The organism is Bacteroides sp. AM37-9 (assembly GCF_003603455.1).
Classification (GTDB): domain Bacteria; phylum Bacteroidota; class Bacteroidia; order Bacteroidales; family Bacteroidaceae; genus Bacteroides; species Bacteroides xylanisolvens.
Genome location: NZ_QTNF01000008.1, coordinates 16,788 through 34,291, shown reverse-complemented (window position 1 = coordinate 34,291; position 17,504 = coordinate 16,788). Strand labels below are relative to the sequence as shown.

The window sequence follows — 17,504 nt, the reverse complement described above, 5'->3', positions numbered from 1 at the left end:
TTTGGGAAATTGATTATATAGGCGCAAATATTTAGTTCTTAAAATAACCAAGATGCCAAACTTGTCATTATCTTTGCGCCGTCAATTAAACTCTTAATTTGTATAGTGTTATGAGAGCTAAAAAGTTTGTATGCTGCTTGCTGGCTATGCTGCTGCTCGCCGGTGTTTCGTTTATCTCCTGCGGTAATAGTTCCAAGGCAAAAGCCGATAGTGAACTGACTACGCAAAACGGTGAAGATTTCAAATCGTTTCTGGATAAATTTACTTCCAGTGCAGCCTTCCAGTATACTCGTATCAAGTTCCCATTAAAGACTCCGATTACTTTATTGGCAGACGATGGTGAAACCGAAAAAACGTTCCCTTTCACCAAGGAAAAATGGCCGTTGCTGGATAGTGAAACCATGAAAGAAGAACGTATCACTCAGGAAGAAGGGGGAATCTATGTCTCCAAGTTTACGCTGAATGAACCGAAACACAAAATCTTTGAAGCGGGCTATGAAGAGTCCGAAGTGGATTTGCGTGTTGAGTTCGAATTGCAGGCTGACGGGAAATGGTATGTGGTGGATTGCTATACAGGCTGGTATAGATATGACTTGCCGATTGGGGAGTTAAAACAGACTATTCAGAATGTGAAAGAAGAGAATGCTGCTTTCAAAGAAATACATCCGTAGAGATAAGTATCAATATCAAGTATTAAGTATTAGCCAGTCGTTTAATACTTAATACTTATTATTAGGGTTCTCCTACATAATATCCTAGTTCGGATTCTTTTCCGTCTACCATCTCCCTGACAATGCCGTTTTTAGTGTTGAAATCCTGATAGAGTTCTTCATAATCACGTGTATAATCTGCGTCGGGGACTACGTTAACATCAAATTTTAGTTCTGCTTTTCCATTTGGGAGCATATTGCCGAAAATCCGGATGCGGTGAACCACTTCGCCTACATTCTTGATGCTGTTGTAGGTTGCCTTGAATTGCCTGATACCGTCTTCGGGAATGATGATATGCGAACTTTTATCCAGAATGATACAGCCACAGGAAGGTTGCATTTCTGAAATGATTAACGGAGCGTCTCCCGTGTTGGTGATGGTAAACATGATATCGAGTTGCTGACCTTGCTTGATAGGGTAATAGTGCCTGACGGAATCTTTTATCGTCATGCTGGTGGGACGTACTTCCTTCCTGCACCCTGTAAAGCAGAGCGGAAGTGCCGTCAGTAGTAAAATATAGAATATAGATTTATTCATTGTTGCCATTTATTTTTGTTATATCACTTTTTCAGCATTTAAGGGATGAATGCAATTTCATCGATACCCATTTGCGTTCCCGGTTTCTTTAAACAACTGATTTTTATGCTTAATTGTTCTGTTCCGTTCAAGTCTGCCGGAACGGTGGCTTTCATCATTTCTCCTTTTTCTTGGGAGTCTTCCGGTTTCAAGTCTATTGTTTTATAGGCTACTCCGTCTTTCAACAGTTGAACTTGCTGTGGAGCATAGATACGGTGGCGGGGAAGATTCAGAAAACTGATATAGAATGTTCCTGATGCATTGAGTCCTTTAACCGGCAGGTCGATGGTACATTCTTCTCCCGGAATGATAACCCAACCGCAATGATAGTCTCCGGGTAAACCGTGAGTGCCGTCGGTCAGTTTCTTTGAATCATTTTTATTTAGTTTAGGGGTTGCGGAAGGATTCATTCCTAGAAACAAACTTTTCTTTATGTCGGAAGCAAGTATATATTGTTCCCATTCCTTTATATAATAGTCAATCTCATAGGCTGACTCGTTATAATATTCCATTCCGGCAAATGCTTGATGCTCTTTGAGTTGGGCGATCCATTCACGGGTTTGGGGGAGCGGCTGAATATCCTTTCCATTCCGCTTGGCATATCCGTAAGCGTCGAAACCGTGGTCACGTGCTAATTCCATGCGCGTGAAAGACAAAGCGGTCTGAAGTTCGTGCAGCTTTTTGCGCTCTTTCCCTTTTGCTTCGGAAACAAAATCTCCCATTTCATCATAGAATTTGATAAACTTCTCCGGATAGAGGAATCCTTTTTCCGATTCTCTGATACCGGCGTAAAGTCCGAGCCGCTTTCCGGATTGGGCGTTGTTTTCTAGCTCTGTGTAGTAATCGTACAGCCATTTTTTGGATGCCGGGTATTCCTGATTGAAATAGCTTTTAATTAACTCATCAACCGGAAGTTCCGGGTTGATAAGAAGGGCTGATAATACAAAAGTCCTCATTTCATCGAAGGAAGAATAGCTGTAACCGCTTCCGTTGAAAAATATGCCGCTGGCTCCGTGTTGTTTGAAAAGTTGGAGTCTTTGCTGGGCTATCTTTAATATGGGGAAAGGAGTGAGGTAGTCGTCGAAGTTGTTGATATAGTCCCATATATAGATGTTATTCGTTACTTTCTTCCAGTTGTCGAGTTGTTCCGCAAATTTCTTGTCTTGCTCGTCCTTGCCGTCTGTCCGGCGGAGCGGGTAGTTGATAGCGCTGACAATTACCCCGACGTTAGGCGGAAGTTGCTTGTCTGTGACTTGTTGCGTAGTCAGGTAGGAAGTCGTAAAGAACGTGTGCTTGGGAAAACGCTGCGACAGGCGGAGGATCAGTTCCGTAACGGCGGGAGTTGCGTTCTTCTCTGTATTTCCCAATGCGGTACAGGTGGCACACGTACAGGCATACGGAGTATCATCCGGTGCGATTACAAAACGGAAATTCCCCTTTTCACCGAAGTTATCTACGATATAACTTTCTATCTGGTGATACATGTCCTCGGAAGAGAAACACAGTTGTGAGTCATCTGTTTTCCCGTGAATGGTGGCATATACTTTCTCTGCATCTTTTCCCAATACTTTTCGCAGGTTGTGTCCCCATATTCCCCAGCTGTCGTCAAAGTTGTTCAGACCGATAACGCCTGTATGATCGGCGTTCAGGCCGTATGGAGAATAAATACTTTGATAGTCAAATGCAAAAGCTCCGCAAGTATCATTAAGGTTGATAAGGGCGGGAGGAAGATCCGAACCGTCTATGCGCGGGTCTTCTTTACTGATCTTCTTTATCAGCTGGTATTGCAGCCATAACATTTGTTTGTCGTCACTTGCGGTCAGTCTGATATCCGAACCTTTGCAGGCTACTTTGAATCCTCTCTGCAATGTCGGGTCTATCTGTATGATGATACGCCACATATCCATCTCGGAGACACCGAAAGCGACCATTTCATCGTCGTTTGCACGTTTCTTGAGGTGCTCGTACAGGTATTTGGCCCATCGGGTATCTCTGTCCGTCGGATCTTCGCCGATTGTGATGAGGTATCCTTCTTTAGATGGGAACATCTCCGTGCGTGCCTGCATGCGGCAGCCGGATAAAAGGCAGCAAATACATATCATTCCTGCCAATATGGGGCAAAGCGTGTCAGAATGAAATATAGACTTGTGCATAGATGTTATATAAGTTTTTATAGCGTGTCGATATGGATTCTATCGGGTTGAGCGGACTGCTCCCTCGCACGGTGTTGGTCTGGTTATAATAGGTATTCCAGGTACCCATCAGACCTATGGTAATATTAGGACTGACCATGTATTGGCCTCCCAGTCCTACCATTGTATTGGTGTGTGAGAAAGAGCCGGGCAGCGCGTAATCCAATACAGCCGTTTCCGGGGCCGATCCGATACTTGCCATGGCGTTGATATTCGTCTTTCCGTCATTAGCCGGGAAGTATTTGGCACCAATCTGTGCATTGTAGTAGAAGTTGGAATTGAAGAAATGCATATCCAGCTTCGTGTTGAGGCGAACGACTTCGATAGTTTTGGCTAATTCTCCACCTACGGTGAGCAGGTTGGTCTTTGACTCATTCCAGCCGGTAAATAGATAACCGTTATCTCCGGTGCCTCCTGCAAAGAATTCGTCGTTCCATTCATAACGTTTCGTATAGGCAGCTACACGTCTGTATCCCACATGTGCTCCTATTTCCCAGTCATTCTTGAGATAATGCCGTATGGCAACATCGGCGGTAATATCCGGGAAGTATTTGGTAGCAAAGGCGGCATTGACCGTAGTGCTCCACTTCGGTGAGAAGTGATGCGTCCATTCTCCCTGTACCTGGATGCCGACCCCTCCCGGTGTCTGTTCTTCAGCCTCCATGCTGTCGCTTGCCGAGCCGCTTCGTCCTGCATAGTTGAGACGTCCCGTGTAGCTGTTCTTCTGGCCTTTTCGGGTGTATTCGGCGGTGGCAACGGAGGTAATGATGTCTTCTTCTCCGTAGCGTGCACGCAGGTAGGTCAAAGCGATCTCATTCTTGAGCATCATGCTTCTAAGGCCCGATAAGTGCCGTTGGAAAGAACGGTATTCCATGATGGAAGGCTCGTAATACTTTTGATAATAATAGGCTGAATCCGCTTGTCTGTTGGCTTCATATACCACGCCTTTGGTGTATTTCAACGACTTGTTCTGGCTGTCGTAAAGCAAAGCTGTATCAAGAACAGCGAGAGCTTTTTCGGGTTCTTTCGCCTTTGTCAGTTGCAGGGCACGATATTCGCTGCTTTGTGAGAATGCGCCTATAATCTCTTTGTTGCTCGGGTATTTATTGAGTATCGGTTTCAGGAATTCCAAAGAAGCTTCGTATCTCTTGTCGCGTTCAAGAACAGTAGCCCTCTTTGCCTGATAGAACGGTTCTTCAGGATAGTAATTGATTCCTTGCGCTGTATATTTCTCGAATTCATCGTATTTTCCGAGTAAACCGGACGAGTTAATGGCATACCGTAATCCAAGATCGCTCGATGGATTCAGGCTGACCAGTTTGATGGCTTCTTCGTATGCTTTCTTCGTAGCTCCGGCTTCCATGCACTTTTTGATGTAGGGCACTGCCAGTTCCTCGTATCCGATGACGTAGAAGATACGCATATCCTCGTCGCTCTGCTCGATGGCAGACAAATATAGTTGCAAAGCCTCCTCGGTTTTGTCCATTTTATCGAGAATAAAGGCCCTTTTCAACGTACCGTTCTCGTAATCCGGGAAGTGAAGGGTGATGGTATCCAATGTGGCAAGTGCTTCATTGTAACGTTTCATATTGATATAGCAACTCAAGGCTTTTTCCCATGCGGCACCGTTCACGTCGTTGTCTACATGTTTTTGAGATACAAACAATACGTGCGGCAATGCTTCCGCATACAGACCGAGTTCCATCAGTTTTTCAGCTTTCTTCATGTGCTGCGCGCTCATGGCAAGCGTAATGTCATAATCATCAGGATACATCTCGTACATCTTTTTCAGCGTTGAATAGGCAAGATCATCCTCATTCATCTGGCGATAAAGCATATATTCTTTATAGAGAATTCCTTTATCATTGTTGCCATATTGTTTTTTAGCCTCTCTGATATAGAAGAGGGCATCGTCGGTATATCCGCGGGTGACGGAAGTGTTCAATAAATAGTCTAATGCTTCCTTGTTCTTGTTGCCTCCTTCATAGGCCATGCCATATAATACATAAGGGTCCCGCTGTTTCTCTGCACGGGCAGCTTCCATCAATAAGTCGTTGTACATACGCCGTATGGCAGGACTATTGTTTCTCTTCATTTGCTCGCGTATAAATGCCAGTGCTTCCGGATAACGCGCCAATTCACTGAGGATACTTGCCCTTTTGACGATGAGGGCGCCGCTTCCCGGTATGGCAGCCAAACCATTGGAGGACCAGCCTAGAGCAGCCTCCCGGTTTCCTTCCTGCAGATGCAGGTTGATGATGTCCAGGTAATATTCTTCGTTTTGCGGAGATACCTTGATTAGCTCCGTCAGTCTCTCGATCGCTTCTTTCCGGTTACCGCCTTTTTTCATTTGTTGGTAGCCTACTTCCATGCTGTAGATGTAATCCTTCCTTAGAATGGTATCGTTCGGGTAAATCTGATTGATTCGTTTCAACAGGCGATCCGCTTCCACATCGTTGTTCTGCTTGCGGTATAGTTCAATCTTCCTTCGCCATAAGCCTCTCCAATACGGATTCACTTCCAGCAACTCATTAACGTAGCAAATGGCACTGGAGTAGTTTTCGGTAATATCTTCCACGTCTACCAGCAGGTGTTTGGCATTGACGTTGTTATAATTGTCGTCTATTGCTTTAACAAGATGATAACGCGACTGGTCATAATTCTTTTCGTGAAACCAGTATTTGCCCATGAGCCATTCAAGGTCAGAAACATTCGGGTATTTCTGAAGGCCCTCCTCCAACAGCTCTTTTCCTGCTTCCCATTCCTCGTTCGCAAAATGCTCCTGCACAATTTGGGCATATTGCTCCGGCGTCTGGAATCCATTATCGGTTCCGGAGGAAGAGGTTATCAGCAAAAACAGACAACCTAATAAGGTGATCTTATGGAGAAATTCTCTGTTCATTCTATCTTGTCTTTAATCTTTCTTTCTTGTTTAAATCGTAGCCGGTTCAGGCTTCATAGCCGCTGTTTCAGCATCATCCGTATTTTCTTCTTTCTGCTTGAATCCTTTACGTTCCATATTCTTCCACTTGAAGTCTCTATTGGTCAGATAGCTAAGGTATCCTCTCAATGAACAGAAAGTGATGATGGGATGATAGAAGATGGGCTCCAATATGGACGCTATGATAATCCACAGATATTCGTATCCTCTTTTATAAAGCATCCCGACGTAATAGTCGTAGGTAATAACGACGATGGAAAGGAACTGGCAGAACGTATAGATCGTCAGGTAAATCATCCACGCCGTATTCCAGTTGACCGCTCCTGTAAAGGCCAGATAGATAAATACGATCAAACCGGTAAGCTCGATGATGGGTGCCAGAAACTCAAATACGAACATATAAGGCAGAGTCAGCAATCCCATCTGTTTATATGTTTTCTTGAAGATCATCTTATGGTGGATACTAAGTGTCTGGAACAATCCTCGTGCCCAACGGGTACGTTGACGGTAAAGCATCGCCAAGTTGGGAGGTCCTTCTGTCCAACAGCAAGTATCAGGAATCTGAATAATCTTATAAGGACGGGAGAAGTCGCACATATATCCTACCATGCGGGTAATGAGGTCCATATCTTCTGCAAAGGAAGTACCGTCGTATCCTCCGGCTGCAATGGCTACGGAACGGTCGAAAAGACCGAATCCACCGGAAACATTCGGCATACCATTGATTGCAGACCATCCCATCTTACCAATCAGGTAGGAACGCATGTATTCGAGGTTCTGGAAAAGCGGAATCGGAGTACGCGGAGTTCTCACGTCTACTATCTGCCCGTCTTTCACTACGCATCCGTTTGCCATCAACATCGTTCCGCTGACTGCGATTACCTGTTTATCGGAAGATATGATGGGCGATATACAGCGGTAAAGAGCATATTTCTCTAAGATACAGTCTACGTCCGTACAGATGAAATAAGGATATGAAGAAACATTGATACCTGCATTGGATGCATCCGCCTTGGTTCCTCCATTCTCTTTGTCTACAACGATGAGCCGACTGTATTTCGGACTGGTAGATTTGAAGAGTCTTCTGAACGGTTTGGTTTTGATTCGCTCAATATAGGCATAGGGAACTTCTATCAGTTCGTAATGTTCAATCATCTTCTTCAACGTACTGTCCGTGCTTCCGTCATTTACAATCACCACCTCGAAAAGTGGGTATTCCAATGCGAGCATAGAGTTCACGTTATCAATGATTGTCTTTTCTTCATTGAAAGCAGGGGCAATTACCGAAATACCCGGTGTATAGGGAGATTCTTTAATTGTTTTCCGCATATAACTTTCCACATAGTAATCTTTTCTCCGTTTCAGAGAAATGAAAGAGAGGAAGGCGAATGTGACGAAGAATATCGCCAGCATACTCGTATAAAAGAATACGAAATAATTGAAGAATGTAAATATTATATCTCTCATATTCTCTAAATTAACTGGTTGATTAACGGATGCTTGGTATGGGCAAACAATATAGCTGTGTGGGAATCAGCTTTTCTCTCCAATTGATCGAATGTTTTTCTTCCCATTGCACTGTATTCATAGAGGGCTTTCAGGATGATACGTTTTGTCCCCCAGTTGTCTGCTTCATCATAAGCATTGTAAAGAAATCCTAATGCTTTATCTGTTTTCAGGTCTGCAACAGCCGAAATGATTTGTCGTTTGACTTCTTCCGGTTGCACATGATACATTTCAATCAGCTTGGGCTCGATCTCTTTATATTTTAGTTTTCCTAAAGTTCTGATCGCTTCGCCCCGGATTTCGGTAGAGCGTGCGTTGATTTGTTTAGCCAGAATGGGAGCACTATCGGTTTCATTATATAACCGGATTTCGTTGATAAAGAATATCTTAACATTCTCTTCGGCCGAAGTATTCACCCATTTTATAAAGCTCGGTGTGTTATATCCCACCTTCTTGCGGTGTTCCAAGATGGCATGCAATTCCATCATATCCCATTGTCTCAACTTCATGCCGATGTCTTCGTCGAAGAAACGGAACGGATCTCCCTGGCTTAGCCACATATAAGTGTAGCGTGCAGAGTTCCTCAATTCTATTTCACGATGATAGAGGAAGCGCACCAATACCGCTTCAGAGGCATATCCGTTGATGGATTGAATAAGTTTCAGCGCTTGTATCTTTGCTCTTTTGGAGCCGAATTGAAGTTCGCGTTCAAGGAAACGCGTGATCTGGAATACGGTTTGAATCGTTTGATAGTTTAGTTCATGGATGTCATCTTCATGTACACTCTTGATTTCTGTTAATAGTTGAGTGATAATACGTAATTCATTAGGCTTGGGACGTTTTTTCGTATCATACTGTAATCTGTCTGCGATTTCCTCTTCACTTAATGTGTTAGAATCTAGCGAGATAGATTTCATTTCCTCGTAATATTTGTCGAAAGCTTTGTTGTATCTTCGCTTCTCTTTCCGCCTTTTGAATATACCATATATAATATGGAATAGGAGAAACAAGTACGCAATAATACAAAACATTACCGCAATTGAGCATATTCTTATGATTAAAGGATAGCCAATAAACTTGTAATATATCCAATAGAAATAATATTCTATGTAATCTATACCATACAGTACTTGATCCATTTCCCTTGATATTTAATCTATAAAACTTGTATATTCAAAACAAAAGTTCTATATTTGTTGTATTGAATGTTCTGTCTGATGCAAATATACTAAATAACTTGTATATATTATCCATTGTTTATGAACAGGGCTTTTGAGCTATATTTGAGCTCTTGTGATTATTTTCGATGGAAAGGATTGAAATTACGAATAAGGACGTCTAAAATACTATTAAGCGTTAATTATATTTTCGATAAGTTAACATATAGGGTTCGGATATGGGTGTGATAAGGTAGAGCTTTCATGGGAAACTAAAACAAACAATAAATTTAAAAATTAGATTAAGATGAAAATTAAAAGTTTGATGTATGTCCTTATGGGGACGATGTTGGTTGTTGCTTGTACAGACAGTAACAATGAAGAGGGGATAGTGGATAATGGAGGAGGAGATGATTACCCACAGTATGTTATTCCGGCAGGGTTTGATTTTGCAACTAGTCGTACTGTCTCTGCTAAAGTTTATTCAAGTAAGCCTGTAGCGGTTGATTTGTATTGGGATTCAGAAAATCAGGAAAGAAGTTTGTTGGTGAGTGGCCTGCTTGTTGATGGAGAGAAAGACTTGGAATTGAATGTGCCTATTCACTGTGCCAATATTTATTTGAAGTATTCTGATGGAACAGATAAAACAGCATCATTTCCGATAAATAGCGTGACTCGGAGTGGCGAGACTGTAGCAATAACTGTACCTGAAGATGCGGTGGCGGTAACTAGTGAGGAAGATGATGGATGGTTTTTCTATCATAATACAGGCGTTGCTATGTTTGAAGACAATTGGCCGATTGAACCAGGTCAAGACAATGATTTGAACGATGTTGTTTTTGAGTACGATTTGAAAGTAACCGAATGTCAGGCTGAAAAATGGTTCGAAGCTGGTCAGGGATATAAAGAAGGATTGAAGTTGACTTTGGATATTCGTGCTAAAGGCGGTAGATATCCTATTAAATTAGGTGTAGTATTAGGTGGCTTGGATAAAAAGTATATAGAGACTGTTGCAACCCGTATTCTTTTGAAAGAAGGACAAGGAAAAGAAACCGAACTTGCTACTGGGGAAATGAAAGCAGAAATGCCTCAACAGCAACTCTTTGGAAAATCGCAATTTTGTAAAGTTACGGTAGACACGGAACACGGTAGTCCGGTTATCATAATGGATGGTTTGAGTGCTTTGGGTGATAATACTAATTTCTTCCAGACTACAAAAGGTTTTATAAATCCGGGACAAGGCATGTTGCGTGCAGAAATTATTTTGGGAGCTAAGGTTCGTACTAGTCTTACTGAAGATTTGGATCAATTGAAAGCTTATCGTGCTCTTATTACTGATACTCATAATCAGAATTTCTTTATTGTGACAAATACGAATAAAGAGATTCACATGAAAGGCTATAGACCTTCTTATCTTTATACTAATTACGAAGCTGATTCAGCCGGTGAAATGATGGAAGGTGTTCCATATTGTAATAAGAATGGTTTTGTTTGGGGAATTAAAGTTCCTGTTGGCGTAAAACATGCTTATGAAAAGGTGCTTTTTGATAACGCTTATCCTGAATTCCGTGCTTGGGTGACTAGCAATGGAGCTGATAACAAGGATTGGTATTTGCATCCGGCTGCTGAAAAAGTGGTAGAAGCTTGGTAATACAAAATCCCGGTCAATACATTATTTGAGATATTTTGTACAATTTGAGCCCCTCTTTTTTCGAAAAGAGGGGTTTCTTTGTATCCGGAAGAATTATCTTTAAACTAATACCGTAATGACGAAGCGATTTTTTATTAGCTACAGTTTGATTACTTTATTTCTCTTGGATAGTGTAGTGCTGTTTGCACAATGCGAAAATGCGTTTGCACAACAATGGAAGATAGAAGATGCATCCCATGCCTTGCAGGTGATAGAACGTACAGATACGTTAGAATTGATCGTGCCGGATGGATTGACTATGTGGTATCAGCAGCGATTGGCGGGGAATTATGAGGTTAGTTACCGCACTTGTATGGTGATGCAAGGAGGGAAGTACGATCGCTTGAGTGACTTGAATTGTTTTTGGGCTGCCAATGACCCTAAATACCCAGATGATCTTTTCACTCGTAGTCAGTGGCGCGACGGCATCTTTAAAAACTACAACACATTAAACCTTTTCTACGTTGGATACGGGGGAAATGATAACTCGACGACTCGTTTCCGTCGTTACAGAGGAGAATATTATGGAGTAGCAGATGACAAGGTGAAACCCTTATTGAAAGAATATACTGATGCCTCTCACTTGCTTGTTCCCAATCAGTGGTATCAGATTCGCATTAAAGTGGAAAAAGGAATCACGACTTATTCTGTGAATGGTGAAGAACTGTTCCGCTATGTTCTTACAGGCGGCGAAGGTGACGGACACTTCGGTCTTCGTCTCTTGCAGAATCATGTCCTGTTTACAGATTTTAAAGTGACTACTCTCTGACTTATATACTGAAAAACCTAATAAGACGATATATCCATGATGAAACAACCTTTTATTAAATTTGGAGTGACAACTCTATTTTCTCTTTTGTGTTCAACATTCCTTCATGCGCAAGTCGTAACAGATGAGCGGATGTTTTCTTTTGAAAAACCGCAAATACCGGATTGTATCACCGCTACCCATTCCCGCCTGTCGGTATCAGATCTGCATTATAAAGATGGAAAACATTCGTTGGAATGGACATTTGAACCGGGTGGTATATTGGAATTCAAGAAAGACCTGAAGTTTGAGAAGAAAGATCCGACCGGCAAGGATTTATATCTTTCGGCTTTTATTGTGTGGGTTTATAATGAAGTGCCTCAGAATGCGACTATTGAGTTTCAGTTTCTGAAAGACGGCAAACGATGCACATCTTTCCCTTTTGGTATTAATTTCAGTGGTTGGCGCGCTGCATGGGTCTGCTATGAACGTGATATGCAAGGCACACCGGAAGAAGGCATGAATGAACTCCGAATTATTGCTCCAAATTCAAAAGGAACCCTTTTCATCGATCATTTGATTACGGCTACTAAGGTTGATGCACGTCAACAGACGGCCGATCTGCAAGTCCCTTTTGTCAATGCCGGAACCACCAACCATTGGCTGGTGATTTATAAACATTCTCTTTTAAAGCCGGATATTGAACTAACTCCTGTAGGCAACAAGCAACGGGAAGAGATGCAACTGTTAGAGAAGCGTTTTCGTGATATGATCTACACGAAGGGCAAGATCACAGATAAAGAGGTTGAGAATATTCGCAAGAAATATGATTTCTATCAGATCACTTACAAAAACGGTCAGGTTTCGGGAGTACCTATCTATATGGTACGTGCCGCCGAAGCTTATGAACGAATCATTCCGGATTGGAACAAGGATATGCTCACTAAGATGGGTGTGGAAATGCGTGCTTATTTCGATCTGATGAGAAAAATAGCTGTTGCATATAATAATAGTACGGCGAAACCGGTGATTCGGGAAGAAATGAAGAAGAAGTTCTTGGCAATGTACGATCACATAACCGATCAGGGCGTGGCTTATGGTAGTTGTTGGGGAAATATCCATCATTACGGGTATAGTGTTCGCGGCCTGTATCTGGCATATTTCTTGATGAAAGATGTGCTTAGAGAAGCAGGCAAACTCCAAGAAGCCGAACGGACATTACGCTGGTATGCGATTACTAACGAAGTGTATCCCAAACCGGAAGTTGACGGAATTGATATGGACTCTTTCAATACGCAGACCACAGGGCGTATTGCCAGTATTCTAATGATGGAAGATACACCGGAGAAATTGCAATACTTACGGTCTTTCTCTCGTTGGATTGATTATGGTTGCCGTCCTGCACTGGGGTTGTCCGGTTCATTTAAAGTGGACGGAGGTGCTTTCCATCATCGCAATAACTATCCGGCTTATGCCGTAGGCGGACTGGATGGGGCAACAAACATGATTTATCTTCTTAGCCGGACGGAATTTGCTGTTTCCAAGTTGGCTCATGAAACGGTGAAGAATGTATTGCTGACCATGCGCTTTTATTGCAATAAACTGAATTTCCCTCTTTCTATGTCCGGTCGTCATCCGGATGGAAAAGGTAAACTGGTTCCTATGCATTTTGCCATGATGGCTTTAGCCGGTTCTCCCGATGGAAAGGCGGAATATGATAGTGAAATGGCTTCTTCTTATCTTCGTTTGATTTCAAATTCGGGCGTTGAGAATGATGCTCCCGAATATATGCCCAAAGTTTCAAATGCTGAAGAACGCAAAGCGGCAAAGCTTCTGATAGAGAAAGGTTTCCGTCCGGAACCGGATCCGCAGGGGAATATAGCAATGGGCTATGGTTGTATCTCTGTTCAACGTCGCAGTAACTGGTCTGCCGTGGCCCGTGGACATTCCCGTTATTTATGGGCGGCTGAACATTATTTGGGAGCGAATTTATATGGTCGCTATCTGGCACACGGCAGTTTGCAGATATTGACTGCTGCACCGGGGCAGACAGTGACTCCGGCCACTAGTGGTTGGCAGCAGGAAGGTTTTGACTGGAACCGTATCCCGGGAGTTACATCTATTCATTTGCCGTTGGAACAATTGCAGGCTAAAGTACTCAATGTAGACCGTTATTCGGGAATGGAAGAAATGCTTTATTCGGATGAAGCTTTTGCAGGCGGATTGTCTCAACAGAAGATGAATGGTAACTTCGGAATGAAGTTGCACGAGCACGACAAGTATAACGGATCGCACCGGGCACGTAAATCTTACCATTTCATCGATGGAATGATTGTCTGCCTTGGATCGGATATTGAAAATACAAATACGGAATTCCCCACTGAAACGACTATCTTCCAATTGGCAGTCACAGATAAGGCGGGACATGACTATTGGAGAAATTATCAGGGAGATAAGAAAGTATGGGTAGATCATTTGGGAACAGGTTATTATGTTCCGACAGCCATTCGGTTTGAGAAGAACTTCCCTCAACATTCGCGAATGCAGAATACGGGAAAGGAAACAAAGGGTGATTGGGTTTCTTTGGTTGTAGATCATGGAAAGGCACCAAAAAACGGAAGGTATGAATACGCTGTTTTGCCTCAAACGAATGAAACCGCGATGAAGAAGTTTGCAAAAAAGCCAGCTTATAAAGTATTACAGCAAGATCGGAAGGCGCATATTGTAGAGTCCGCTTCTGAGCAGATTGTTTCTTATGTATTGTTTGAAACTCCTGAAACAACGTTGCCGGGTGGTCTGTTGCAACGTGTGGATACTTCCTGCCTGGTTATGACTCATCAAGAATCTGCTGATAAGATTAAACTGACGGTAGCACAACCTGATTTGGCTTTGTATCGCGGTCCAAGTGACGAAGCGTTTGACAAAGACGGGAAGCGGATTGAACGTAGTATCTACTCTCGTCCGTGGATTAATAATGGAAGTAGTGAAATACCAGTGACTGTGACCATAAAAGGCCGATGGAATGTGGAAGAAACTCCCTATTGTAAAGTAGTCTCTTCCAATGAAAAGCAAACAATCTTGCGATTCAGTTGCAAAGATGGCGCTAGCTTTGAAGTGGAACTGAAGAAATAAGAGTTATACAGTTAGGAGATATCCTGTTTGCCTTTGTAGAAACAATAGTTTCAAAGCTTTGAAACTGTTGTTTCCAGCCGCGGAAACTTTGGTTTCTACAAGGAGAAACTTTGGTTTCAAGCGTATGAAACTTTAGTTTCAAGGCTTGAAAACAAAAGTTACGTGCCTTGAAACAAAGGTTGTATATTAATGAAATAAATATAACTGCTTGAACTCTCGGAATGAATGTCTCCGGTTTATGAAATGTAGTTAGTCTGTTTGTAAGCGTCTCCGCAATGCCGTCTTGCCTTTATTTCCAGTGACAGCAATATTGCTGTCATAATGCTGTCACCGATTGCTGTCACAATGTTAATCGTTTATAATCAAATTATTAGGCAGTGATCGGTGACAGGTGACAGATATATAATCAAAATATTTGTGTAGAGGGTTAGAACATAAACATGGCAACAGCAACAATACGGTTGTTGCATACGGCATGAGTATCTCTGATTTTTCCATTGGAGGCATTAAGTGAACCATACCATGCAGAGCTTAAGGTATATTCCAATCCGAATTTCCAATGGGGAACATTGTAGGTCAGTTCAGCGCCTGCTGTTACTAACTGGTCGAGGTTTGTTCCCGTTCCATACACTTGAGCGTCAGTTCCGTTCGGGGCATATAGTGCATCGCTTGTTCCCAGATTTTTAGCATATCCTACAAAAATACCAGGTTTCCATTTCTGTCCGTAGACAACATTCAACCAAGAGCTGGAGAAACGTATTGGAGTATATTTCTGTTCTCCGGTGTGCTCGTTGACTGACTTAATGCCGAATCCGCCTAATCCGGAAGCTTGTGTAAGATTGGAACCCAATACACTTTTTGCGGCAATGAACCAGGCTTTATGGGTGTATTTCGCATGGGCCTCGTAAGAAAGGGTAGTTATGCGTTCGTCTATTTTATATTTATCTCCGTTTGCTCCCAAGGCATTTGTGCGTGGCTTTAATGATAACAATTCAATGCCGACACCTGCCAATAAACCGTCTTTCTTGTAGTCAGCTCCTACATATATCTCCGGAATGCAACCATTTTTCAAGTATTCATGACTTTTTTTGCTTTCTTTCGGTTTGTCAGGATTGATACCTTGTGAGGTGTATTGTGATTGCCACACTGCTGCTCCGGTAAGTTGGAAATTTTTGTTTGTATAGCGATAACGAATTTGTGGCGCACGGCTGAAAGGTTGGAACGGTGCTCCTACGGAAAGATTAAGAATCTGCGGCGATACATCTCCAAATAACGGATGCCAAGTTTGCCCGAGCAATACAGCCGATTTTCCCCAATCCAGATTCAAATAAGCATGGCGGAGTCTAATGACCGAATAAGAAGTCCCTGTACCACGGAAGTCGACCTCTACTTTGGCAGATGTCTTGGCTGTTCCCAGCTTCGGACCGGCAACGTCTACTCCGAGACGTGAATACAAGGTATAGAAGTTACTGTTAGGAGTTGAGTTCAAATCATTCCCGTCCGGATCACGTACCTTATCTTTCGGGTACATATAGAACAACCCGTCTACGGTCTCTTCATTGGCACGACTATTGTAATAGAAATCAGTACGAATTTGTCCGTAGAATTTGAACTTGAAATCCTTCATTTGTGCGAAACTGCCTGATACAGTTATCAGACAAAGAAATAATAGAATGTATTTTTTCATAATGTGCTTGTTTATAAACGGGCGCAAAATTACATAAAATTACCGGTTTATCAGTTTATCGTTGATTAAAAAAGGCTAGAATCGCCTGATTATATTTATTGAGACTTCCGCTTTTATGAATTGCTTTCAGTAATTTTCTGTCTGCTTGTGGCGTCAGATATTCCCAGAAAGTTTTCATCTTGTTTAGAAGCTGTTCGTCTCCTCCTTCCAACTGTTCTGCATATTGAGTGTATACAGATGTATGCATCGAATGAAATTTTTCCCTCATTTCATCGGCGGTTAAGATTCGATTCTCTTTATACTCCAAAGCCAGAGCCGGATTGGCAAGCAGTCCCCGCCCAATCATAATGCCTGCCAATGCCGGAAATTGTTTCTGGATACGTTGGATATCCTCCAAAGAATGAATGTCTCCGTTATAGATAAGCGGATGCTTGCATACCTCCTGGAAGGCGGAGAATCCTTCCAGGTTTACTTCCCCTTTATATTGCTGTTTCCCTAATCGGGGATGCATGGTTACTTGCCGCAAAGGTAAGTCGTTGATGATAGGTGCCAAGTGAAGACATTCATCCGGATTTTCCCATCCTAATCTCATCTTTATTGAAAAGCTGATTTCCGGATACTTCAAAACAAGATTGAGCAATTCCTTCACTTCTTCCGGATAAGGAAGAATGCCGGAACCATTGTGGCGTTTGGTTAATATGGGAAAAGGACATCCCATATTAATGTCGGCTTCCTTATATCCCTTTTCAATGAATAGGGATAAAATCTTCTCAGCCTTTTCAGTAGAAGGGGCTATCAGCTGGGGAATCAGATGCGAAACCTGATTATTCCCGGGTTCGATTCCCCGGATGTCTCTATGGCGGAAGCTGCCTTTTTCGAGTCGTACAAATGGAGTGTAATAAGTGTCTATACCTCCAAAGCAGGCAGCATGAGCATTACGGTAAATTACGTCGGTGTAACCTTGTAATGGGGCAAAATGAATAGGAAGAGTCTTTTGCATTGTTTTTATTTTTGTGCAAACTTATATATAAATGTTGATTTATACGCCAGTTGAATAAAGAAAAATATTTCTCTGTGAAGAATGAAGATATGGAAAAAGTAAAAGAGAGGAACCTCGCGGACCCTCTCTTTTTAATGTTAAATTGATTAAAGTCTGATTTTTAT

Annotated in this window: 11 protein-coding genes; 4 read left to right on the top strand and 7 right to left on the bottom strand. The window is 42.4% G+C overall.

The genetic code is table 11. The annotated features are described in order from the left end of the window. Positions 1-110 precede the first annotated feature (110 nt). Positions 111-671: a DUF4348 domain-containing protein gene (locus DW862_RS07625; RefSeq protein WP_165861892.1), complete on the top strand. Its 561-nt coding sequence runs from the start codon at positions 111-113 to the stop codon at positions 669-671. A gap of 61 nt (positions 672-732) precedes the next feature. Here DW862_RS07625 and DW862_RS07620 read toward each other — a convergent pair whose 3' ends face one another. From DW862_RS07620 to DW862_RS07600, 5 genes are read right to left on the bottom strand one after another with little or no spacing between them, the layout of a single operon-like run. Then, positions 733-1,248, bottom strand: coding sequence for a DUF1573 domain-containing protein (locus DW862_RS07620; RefSeq protein WP_004324271.1), 516 nt, complete (start codon positions 1,246-1,248; stop codon positions 733-735). Positions 1,249-1,286: 38 nt separating this feature from the next. Further along, positions 1,287-3,440: a DUF4838 domain-containing protein gene (locus DW862_RS07615; protein ID WP_120067628.1), complete on the bottom strand. Its 2,154-nt coding sequence runs from the start codon at positions 3,438-3,440 to the stop codon at positions 1,287-1,289. After that, a complete protein-coding gene (locus DW862_RS07610; RefSeq protein ID WP_004310345.1) occupies positions 3,415-6,381 on the bottom strand; it encodes a hypothetical protein in 2,967 nt (988 codons plus the stop codon). Before DW862_RS07610 ends, DW862_RS07615 begins: the two co-directional genes overlap by 26 nt. Before the next feature lie 30 nt (positions 6,382-6,411). Further along, positions 6,412-7,887 (bottom strand): glycosyltransferase, encoded by a 1,476-nt coding sequence (locus DW862_RS07605; RefSeq protein WP_004324274.1) that lies wholly within the window; start codon positions 7,885-7,887, stop codon positions 6,412-6,414. 5 nt (positions 7,888-7,892) lie between these two features. Further along, positions 7,893-9,065: a HEAT repeat domain-containing protein gene (locus tag DW862_RS07600; protein ID WP_008023907.1), complete on the bottom strand. Its 1,173-nt coding sequence runs from the start codon at positions 9,063-9,065 to the stop codon at positions 7,893-7,895. A 325-nt stretch (positions 9,066-9,390) separates the two neighbouring features. Between DW862_RS07600 and DW862_RS07595 the strand changes: the two genes are divergently transcribed. From DW862_RS07595 to DW862_RS07585, 3 genes are all read left to right on the top strand, one after another. Beyond that, positions 9,391-10,734 (top strand): LruC domain-containing protein, encoded by a 1,344-nt coding sequence (locus DW862_RS07595; RefSeq protein WP_120067625.1) that lies wholly within the window; start codon positions 9,391-9,393, stop codon positions 10,732-10,734. Between the two features lie 115 nt (positions 10,735-10,849). Then, positions 10,850-11,542: a DUF6250 domain-containing protein gene (locus tag DW862_RS07590; RefSeq protein ID WP_008641726.1), complete on the top strand. Its 693-nt coding sequence runs from the start codon at positions 10,850-10,852 to the stop codon at positions 11,540-11,542. A 36-nt stretch (positions 11,543-11,578) separates the two neighbouring features. After that, positions 11,579-14,653: a chondroitinase family polysaccharide lyase gene (locus DW862_RS07585; RefSeq protein WP_120067623.1), complete on the top strand. Its 3,075-nt coding sequence runs from the start codon at positions 11,579-11,581 to the stop codon at positions 14,651-14,653. Between the two features lie 427 nt (positions 14,654-15,080). On the opposite strand, the gene DW862_RS07580 is transcribed toward DW862_RS07585, so the two are convergent. Together DW862_RS07580 and DW862_RS07575 are read right to left on the bottom strand one after the other, a co-directional pair. Continuing rightward, on the bottom strand, positions 15,081-16,340 hold the full coding sequence (locus tag DW862_RS07580) for a DcaP family trimeric outer membrane transporter (RefSeq protein ID WP_120067621.1): 1,260 nt from the start codon (positions 16,338-16,340) through the stop codon (positions 15,081-15,083). Between the two features lie 55 nt (positions 16,341-16,395). Beyond that, positions 16,396-17,340, bottom strand: a complete 945-nt coding sequence (locus DW862_RS07575; protein ID WP_120067619.1) for a tRNA-dihydrouridine synthase family protein — start codon at positions 17,338-17,340, stop codon at positions 16,396-16,398. Positions 17,341-17,504: the final 164 nt, after the last annotated feature.